Source organism: Pseudomonas fluorescens, from assembly GCF_902497895.1.
Lineage (GTDB): Bacteria > Pseudomonadota > Gammaproteobacteria > Pseudomonadales > Pseudomonadaceae > Aquipseudomonas > Aquipseudomonas fluorescens_BP.
The window spans coordinates 20209-28041 of sequence record NZ_CABVHQ010000074.1 but is presented as its reverse complement, the minus strand read 5'-3'; the positions used below and the strand labels follow the sequence as shown (position 1 = coordinate 28041).

The 7833-nt window shown below is 61.2% G+C and carries 7 protein-coding genes; 2 read left to right on the top strand and 5 right to left on the bottom strand.

The window, feature by feature from the left end; all coding sequences use genetic code 11:
• Nucleotides 1-262: 262 nt before the first annotated feature.
• Nucleotides 263-1222, bottom strand: a complete 960-nt coding sequence (locus tag F8N21_RS26045) for a FecR domain-containing protein (protein WP_150644864.1) — start codon at nucleotides 1220-1222, stop codon at nucleotides 263-265.
• A 245-nt stretch (nucleotides 1223-1467) separates the two neighbouring features.
• Between F8N21_RS26045 and F8N21_RS26040 the strand changes: the two genes are divergently transcribed.
• The gene (locus F8N21_RS26040; RefSeq protein WP_150644863.1) at nucleotides 1468-1908 is read left to right on the top strand and encodes a carboxymuconolactone decarboxylase family protein; all 441 of its coding nucleotides are present in this window, start codon (nucleotides 1468-1470) and stop codon (nucleotides 1906-1908) included.
• Nucleotides 1909-1917: 9 nt separating this feature from the next.
• Here F8N21_RS26040 and F8N21_RS26035 read toward each other — a convergent pair whose 3' ends face one another.
• The 3 genes from F8N21_RS26035 to F8N21_RS26025 all read right to left on the bottom strand — a co-directional run bounded on the left by F8N21_RS26035 (nucleotide 1918) and on the right by F8N21_RS26025 (nucleotide 5517).
• Nucleotides 1918-3510, bottom strand: coding sequence for a DHA2 family efflux MFS transporter permease subunit (locus F8N21_RS26035; protein ID WP_150644862.1), 1593 nt, complete (start codon nucleotides 3508-3510; stop codon nucleotides 1918-1920).
• Complete coding sequence (locus F8N21_RS26030) at nucleotides 3507-4643, bottom strand: HlyD family secretion protein (protein ID WP_150644861.1); 1137 nt, start codon at nucleotides 4641-4643, stop codon at nucleotides 3507-3509. Before F8N21_RS26030 ends, F8N21_RS26035 begins: the two co-directional genes overlap by 4 nt.
• A gap of 109 nt (nucleotides 4644-4752) precedes the next feature.
• Nucleotides 4753-5517 (bottom strand): AraC family transcriptional regulator, encoded by a 765-nt coding sequence (locus F8N21_RS26025; RefSeq protein WP_150644860.1) that lies wholly within the window; start codon nucleotides 5515-5517, stop codon nucleotides 4753-4755.
• Nucleotides 5518-5617: 100 nt separating this feature from the next.
• On the opposite strand from F8N21_RS26025, the gene F8N21_RS26020 reads away from it, so the two are divergent.
• Complete coding sequence (locus tag F8N21_RS26020; protein WP_150644859.1) at nucleotides 5618-6778, top strand: MFS transporter; 1161 nt, start codon at nucleotides 5618-5620, stop codon at nucleotides 6776-6778.
• Here F8N21_RS26020 and F8N21_RS26015 read toward each other — a convergent pair.
• A complete protein-coding gene (locus F8N21_RS26015) occupies nucleotides 6750-7733 on the bottom strand; it encodes a zinc-dependent alcohol dehydrogenase family protein (protein WP_150644858.1) in 984 nt (327 codons plus the stop codon). The two genes, F8N21_RS26020 and F8N21_RS26015, sit on opposite strands and share 29 nt — an antisense overlap.
• Between the last annotated feature and the right edge of the window lie 100 nt (nucleotides 7734-7833).

Here is a 7833-nt window from a genome sequence, read left to right as displayed (position 1 = left end):
GCCCTTGGTTACTTGGGGCTTTTCCAAGTGACCCGCTGTAAGAGCGGAACCATAAGTGGCCGTTACCGCAGAAACGGATATGTACACCAAAGAAAAAACCCGGTCGGCTTTCAGGCCGCCATCCATTTTCTTAAGTGAACAGCATTACGCTCCTACAGGGGGCATTATCTTTGTGACCAAGCGGGCTTGCCCGCGAATGAAGGCGACCCGGTCTATCAGAAATCCACCGTTGCCGGTCCGCAGGACCTTCAAGAAATGTCCCTCAAACCCGTGGTTCCACCGACACCCAATAGCGCGTCAGGCTGCTGACTTTCAGCGGCAGGGTGTCACTGAGCAGGCGCAGGTTGGCGTCGCTGTCACGCAGGGAAAACGCCCCGCAGACTCGCACAGCGGCCACATCCGGATGGCAACGCAATACCCCTGGCCGATAGCGCGCCAGCTCGCCGAGCAATTCATCCAGGCGTATGTTGTTGGCCATCAGCATGCCTTTGTCCCAGGTCAGCGCACTGACATCGAAGCTTTCCAGCGGTTCGACCCGGTTCAATTTAAAGCTCAGGCGCTCACCGGCATTCACCGTCGGCCCCTGGCTCATCAGTTGCGGCAGGACTTGCACCGCGCCTTCGAGCACCGAGAGCTGGCTGCGTGAACCGTTGATCCGTACGCAGAAGCGCGTGCCCAAGGCCTGTGCGGTGCCTTGCGGAGTTTCGACGATAAACGGCCGGGCGCTGGAGTCCTTGGTGGTCCTGATCAGCACTTCGCCGGCGAGTACCCGGAGCCGACGCTCCTTGGTAGAAAAGGCGATGTTCACCGAGCTTGCGGTGTTCAGTAGCACCTGGCTGTCATCTGGTAGTTGCAGATTCTTCTGTTCACCCACGGCAGTCCGATGATCGGCCGTCCACTGCTCCCACTGCGTGTGCTGCCAGGCAATACCCAGTGGCCCGGCCATCAATAGCAGACCCAGGCGGTGTAGGGTCTGACGGCGGCTGAGGTCTACGCTGCGAGCGGCCCGCTGCAAGTTTGGCACGGCAATACTGGTTGGCACATTACGAAAGTCCCCGAGGATTGCTTCGGCCCGTTGCCAGGCCTCGGCGTGCTCGGCGCTTCGGCTGCGCCACTGCTGGATCGCCTGATGGTCGGCGGATGTGGCCGCGCCGCAGTGCAGCTGCACCAGCCAGTCAGTGGCTTCGCCGAGAATTCGTGGGTTGATGGTGGGCGAGTTCATCAGACGATACTCAGGCAAGCAATGAAGGCACTGCGCATAGGGCATTAGCCGGTTTTTTCGCGGATGTTCACGTTGTTTGCCAAGTAGACCTTGAAAAAAAAACTCTGGCTACTGTCAGAGTTGACAGGTACCCGAGGTTGGCTCGTCCGCGGTAATTGGCATCCTCAACTTCCCAATAATTGGCTATTTGTGCAAACCACAGGCGGGGCTAACGTAGCTGCACCCCACTTGTTATGGAGCACACCATGCAACCTCGTCTCGATTTCTACACCGCTTCGCCGGACGCCTTCAAAGCCATGCTGGCGTTGGAAAATGCAGTGTCGAAACTGCCGCTGGAAAAGAAACTGATCGAGCTGGTCAAGTTGCGCGCTTCGCAAATCAACGGCTGCGCCTTCTGCGTCGACATGCACACCGCTTACGCGCGCAAGGGCGGTGAAACCGAGCGCCGGTTGTATGCGGTGTCGGTCTGGCGTGAAACACCGTTCTTCACCCCGCGCGAACGTGCCGCCCTGGCCTGGACCGAGGCCTTGACCCGTCTGAGCGAAACCCACGCGCCGGATGAAGACTACGCATTGCTGAGCGCCGAATTCAGCGCCAGTGAAATGGTCGACCTGACCATGGCGATTAACACCATCAATAGCTGGAACCGTCTTGCGGTGGGCTTTCGCAAGTTCCCCCAGGAGTAACCCCGAGGCTCAATGGCCATCGGCAGACGGCGCTGCCGGTGGTTGCACCTTGTGCATCAAGGGCACCATCGCCGTGGCGATGATGAAGCAAGCCATGATCATCAGAAACGCATCGCCATAGGTTTGCGTCTGAGCTTCGCGGTAGGTCAGCAGCCATAGCTGATGCAGGCTGGCGGTGACGCCCTGGTCGCCGCTCAAACCCAGGGCAGCGAAGTTGCTGCCCACCTGCGTCAGCCATTGGTTAAGCGCTTCATTGCTGCTGTTCAAGTGCTCCGCCAGCCGGGTGAAGTGCAGGTTGGTGCGGTCGTTGAGGATGGTCGCGCAGGCGGCGATACCGATTGCGCCACCGAGGTTGCGCATCAGATTGAACAGCCCCGAAGCATGTTTCAACCGGGACGGGGCCAGCCCGCCGAGGGTCAGGGTCACGGCCGGTGGTACGGCCAGTTGCTGGGCGATACCGCGCAAGGCTTGCGGCAGCATCAGCTCCCTGGCTCCCCAGTCATGGGTAATCGGGCTGAAATCCCACATCGACAAGGCAAACAATCCAAGCCCGGTCATCATGATCCAGCGCAGGTCAATACGGTTGGCTAGAAAGGCATACAGCGGAATCGCCAGGATCTGGAAGACGCCGGTGGAAAACACTGCCAGGCCGATGTCCAGGGCGCTGTAGCCGCGCACCCGGCCGAGGAACAGTGGCGTCAGGTAAATGGTTGCGAACAGGCCGATCCCGGTCACGAAGGAAAAGAAACAACCCAAGGCAAAGTTGCGATCTTTCAAGGCGCGCAGATCGACGATCGGATTGGCCACGTGCAAGGTGCGGCCGATAAAGGCCAGGCCGGCCAGCCCGGAGATCCACGCGGTGCTGAGAATGGTGCTGTCGTTGAACCAGTTCCAGCGCGGACCTTCTTCGAGAGTGTATTGCAGACAACCCAGAAACAGCGCCATGAACAGCATGCTCAGGTAGTCGGCGCCCTTGAGCAGCGACAGTTCCGGTTGATCGATTTTCACCAGCATCGGCACCGCTACCGCGACGAAAATCCCCGGTACCAGATTAATGTAGAACAGCCAGTGCCAGGACGAGATGTCGGTGATCCAGCCGCCGATCACCGGCCCCAGGGTCGGTGCCAGGGACGCCACGGCACCGATGGTGGCGGCGGCGATCACCCGTTGCTTGCCGGTAAAGAAAAAGAACGCAGTGGTGAACACCAGCGGAATCATCGAACCGCCGAGAAACCCTTGCAGCGCGCGAAAGGCAATCATGCTCTGGATGTTCCAGGCCGCGCCGCAGAGCAGGCTGGCCAGGGTGAATCCGACCGCCGAGGCGCAAAACAGCCAGCGCGTGGAAAACACCCGGGACAGCCAGCCCGAGAGCGGGATGACGATGATTTCGGCGATCAGGTAACTGGTCTGCACCCAGGCGGTTTCATCGGTGCCGGCCGAGAGCCCGCCGCCGATGTCGCGCAGTGAGGCCGAGACGATCTGGATATCCAGCAGGGCAATGAACATGCCGATGCACATGGTGGCGAAGGCGAAGACTTTGGTCGCGGTGGCCATGGTCGCGGCATCGAAAGGTTGAGCCGGGGCGGCGAGAGCGCGACTCATGGTGCGCTGGCCTGGGTTAGCGCAGGGGAGGCTGGTTTGTGCTCGGCTTTGGTGTCGACCGAGGCCGTCACCGAGAGGCCCGGACGCAGTTGCCCCAACACCGCGTCGGCCGGGTCAAGGATGATGCGCACCGGCACCCGCTGGACGATTTTGGTGAAGTTGCCGGTGGCGTTTTCCGGCGGCAGCACACTGAACTGCGCGCCAGTGGCGGGTGCCAGGCTGTCCAGATGACCGTGGAATTCCCGCCCGGGCAGCACGTCGGCGTGGATGCTGACCCGCTGGCCAGGCAGCATGTGCGCCAGTTGATCTTCCTTGAAATTGGCATCGACCCACAGGCCGCTGGCCGGCACCACCGAGAGCAATTGCGAACCGGCCTGGGCATAGGCACCGACCCGTGCCCGGCGGTTGCCGATCACCCCGTCGATCGGCGCGCGCAATTCGGTGTAGCCAAGGTTCAAGCGAGTGATATCACGTTCGGCCTGGGCCTGGATCAACGCCGCTCTGGCCTGCTGCTTTTGGGTGGCGATCACCATCAGTTGCCGCTGGCTGGCGAGCAGTTCGGCCTGCGCCCGGGCACTGAGGGCTTGCGCGGTCTTGAAGGTGGCATCGGCCCGTTGCGTGCTTTCCACCGACACCGCGGAGCTGCCGACCAGGCGCTTGTAGCGCGCATTATCGTCCCGGGAACGGGACATCTCCGCGCCGGTCGCGTCAATCCCGGCCCGGGCCTGAGCGATCACCGCATGCTGCAGTTGTTCGGTGGCATCGAGGTTGGCCAGCAAGGCTTCCTCCGCGGCCACCGCACCCTCGGCCTTGGCCAGGCTGGCGCGGTAGTCCCGAGAGTCGAGGCGAATCAGCAGGTCACCGGCATGTACCTGTTGGTTGTCGGTCACCAGCACCTGCTCGATATAACCGGGCACTTTCGGCCCGATCACCGTGACATCGCCGCCTATATAGGCATCGTCGGTGTCTTCGATAAAGCGTCCGCTGGTCCACCAATGCAGTCCGTAGAGCCCGATCAGCCCCAGCGCGGCAGCCACCAGCAGCATCAGCAGCAGGCGCTTGAACAGGACCGGCCGCGGTGGGGTCAATGCGGCAGCGACGCCGGGTTCTTCAACTGCAGTGAAGCTGGTCATGGCAGGGCACCTGTGGATTCAGACTAATATTACGCGCATAATATGACGCATGTAATATTCCGTCACAAGTAAATTTCCTGCCAATCGTCAGGTGCACGCCAACGAGACGTTATTTGAACCAGGCCTTGGGTGTGGTGCCGGTCATGCCCTTGAAAAAGGCAATGAACACGCTGTCGCTGGCAAAACCCAGTTCGAAAGCGCTGTAGGCGATGCTGCGGCCGGTGGCGAGCAGCTCAATCGCACGCATCAAACGCCATTGTTGGCGCCATTGCTGGTAGCCCATACCGGTTTCCCGTTGAAAGATCCGCCCGATGGTTTTACTGCTGGCGCCGACCCGGGTCACCAACACCTGAAGCTCCGGAGGCAGCTGTTCGGGTGCGGCGAGCAGTGCTGCCAGGCGTTTGTCCCGTGGCAATGGCAGCAGCATCGGCTGCTGCGCGGCCTCGCGAATTTCACTCAGGCACAGCGCCAGTAGATGAGCGTACTTGCCTTGATTCCAGTCGGTATCGAAGTCGGCCATAGCCATGGGTTCCAGCACCGCCCGTAGCAGTGGGCTGACTTCCCGTACGCTGACCTGTGGCGGCAGTTCGCTGGACAGTTCAGGGCTCAGGTAAATCGATCGATAGTCCACGCTTTGATGCATCACGGCACGATGAGTTACCCCCGGTGGAATCCACGCCACTCTTGACGGCGGTAACAGGCAGAGTTGGTTTGCCAAGGTGATGCGGGTGCAGCCTTGTTGGGTGAACAGCAGTTGCCCCCGAGCGTGCTGATGCAGGCCGGAGTCATGGTCGCCAAGGATGGCGGCAATACCGATCACCGGGGCTGGGTAGCTATCCGGGTCAAACCGCGCCTGGGCGTCGAGCCATGCCATGGGTTGTCCGATTTTAGATGTTAATTGGCTTGGTTCGCATAATACGTCAATCACGTTTCTTTAAAATCACCAGCAATCTTTTCTTCTGAGTATTCCCCTGATGAATTCCAACAAACTGCTGGTATTGGCGGTCGCTTTGCTGATGTTTCCGCAAATTGCCCAAACCCTTTATAGCCCCGCGCTTTCTGATATCGCTCGAGCGTTCGCCGTCAGCCCGCCAATGGCTGCGCAAATCCTGTCGGTGTATTTTCTGGCGTTCGCCTTGGGCGTCGTGGTGTGGGGGCGGGTCTGCGATGGGATCGGTCGGCGTCCGTCGATGCTCGCCGGGCTGCTCCTGTATGCCGTGGCATCCATTATTGGCCTGAGTGTCAGCACCTTCAGCGGGCTGTTGGCTGCCCAGGGGTTGGCCGCTTTTGGCGCGGCGGTCGCATCGGTAGTGACACAAACCCTGCTGCGTGACCGCTTCAAGGGAACAGAACTGGCGCAGGTCTTTTCGGTGATGGGCATTGCCTTGGCCGCCAGCCCGGCGATCGGACTGTTTGCAGGAGCGAGTCTGGTCGATGCCTTGGGTTATCGAGGCGTGCTGGCCTGCTTGCTGATGCTCGCGCTGATCCTGTTGGGCTGGTGCAGCGTGGCGCTGCCGGAAACCCGCCCGCCAACGCTGGTCAGACCCTCGCTTTTCGGCACCCTGGGGTTGATGCTCCAGGACCCGAAGCTCTGGCGCTCGGCCATCTTGATTGCGCTGTTCAACATTGCCCTGTTCAGCTACTACAGCCTCGGGCCGTTTGTCTTTCAGCGTCTGGGTCTTGGAGCGGATGTGTTCGGTTACAGCGGAGTGATTCTGGCCTTGGGTTCCGGCTTTGGCGCCTGGATGAACAAGCGTCTGCTCAAGCGCGGATTCAGCAGCGAGCAGCTAGTGACGTTGGCGGCGGCGGTGGCGCTGGTCGGGGGCATTGCGGTGCAGGCGTTGCAAGGCAGCGCCTGGTTCGTCCTGCCGATGCTGCTGGTGGTGTTGGCGTTCGGCATGGCGATCCCGAACATCCTCGGCTCGGCGCTGGCGAACTACAGCGATCGGCTGGGCACCGCCGGGGCATTGCTGGGTTTGATGTACTACCTGATGATCGGTGCCGGCCTGATGCTGGCCGGCTGGAGCCAGGCGTTGGGCTGGACCTTGGTGGCTTGTGGAGGCCTGGCGCTGGTGCTGGCATTCTTCGGCAGGAGTCGCCGACCGCTCATGGCGTCAGCACGATCGCCCCTTTGACCTTTCCCTGTCGCAGGTAGTCCAGGGCTGAGTTGGCGTCTATCAGGGCAAAGCGGGTGACGTGGGAACGAACCGGGGTATGACTGATTTCGGCGAAGAACGCCTTGCCGTCCTCGCGGGTCAGATTGGCCACCGAACGCAGTATCCGTTCGCCCCATAGCAGTTGATAAGGGAAAGCCGGAATATCGCTCATATGGATGCCGGCGCAAATCACACAGCCGCCCTTGATCGTGGCTGCCAGCGCCAGGGGGATCAGGGCGCCGACGGAGGCGAAGATCAGTGCGGCGTCCAGCGGCTGCGGTGGCAGTTGCTCCGAAGACCCGGCCCAGACTGCGCCGAGTTTGCGCGCGTAATCCTGGCCTTGTGTATCACCAGGGCGGGTAAAGGCATAGACCTGCTGACCACGCGCCAGCGCGAGTTGGATGAGCAAATGGGCGGCGGCGCCAAAACCATAGAGGCCTAGTCGTTGCGCTGCTCCCGCCAGCCGCAAGGCGCGATAACCGATCAGCCCGGCACACAGTAGCGGGGCAGCCTCGACAGGCGCCAGTGCGGCCGGAATCGACAGGCAAAAACGCGCATCGGCGAGGGTGTAGTCGGCATAACCGCCATCGATCTGGCAGCCGGTGAAAAGTGCCTGATTGCACAGGTTTTCCCGTCCTGCCAGGCAAAAAGCGCAGTGTCCGCAGGCCCAACCCAGCCAAGGCACACCAACCCGTCTGCCGATCCAGTAAGGCGCCACCTGCGAGCCGACGGCCAGCACCTGACCGACAATTTCATGACCGGGAACCCTCGGCAATACGGCTTGCGGCAAGTCGCCATCGAGCAGGTGCAGATCGGTACGGCAGACCCCACACGCCAGCACCTTGATCAGCAGTTGGTGAGCTGCGGGGGCCGGCACCGGACGTTCCTGCAATTGCAGTGGCTCGCCAGGGGCCTGTAACACCATGGCACGCATGGGTCTTCTCCAGAGAAGGTTACAAGATTGACTGTAGATCAGCGGTGACATGAGGAGGGTTGCTGCGGTCAAGCAAAAGCCCCTTGCCAGTCTCCCGACA

Bases quoted from the DNA above. Each gene is read 5' to 3' on its own strand.
- F8N21_RS26045 (WP_150644864.1), bottom strand. From the start codon at position 1,222: ATGAACTCGCCCACCATCAACCCACGAATTCTCGGCGAAGCCACTGAC.
- F8N21_RS26040 (WP_150644863.1), top strand. From the start codon at position 1,468: ATGCAACCTCGTCTCGATTTCTACACCGCTTCGCCGGACGCCTTCAAA.
- F8N21_RS26015 (WP_150644858.1), bottom strand. From the start codon at position 7,733: ATGCGTGCCATGGTGTTACAGGCCCCTGGCGAGCCACTGCAATTGCAG.
- F8N21_RS26030 (WP_150644861.1), bottom strand. From the start codon at position 4,643: ATGACCAGCTTCACTGCAGTTGAAGAACCCGGCGTCGCTGCCGCATTG.
- F8N21_RS26020 (WP_150644859.1), top strand. From the start codon at position 5,618: ATGAATTCCAACAAACTGCTGGTATTGGCGGTCGCTTTGCTGATGTTT.
- F8N21_RS26035 (WP_150644862.1), bottom strand. From the start codon at position 3,510: ATGAGTCGCGCTCTCGCCGCCCCGGCTCAACCTTTCGATGCCGCGACC.
- F8N21_RS26025 (WP_150644860.1), bottom strand. From the start codon at position 5,517: ATGGCATGGCTCGACGCCCAGGCGCGGTTTGACCCGGATAGCTACCCA.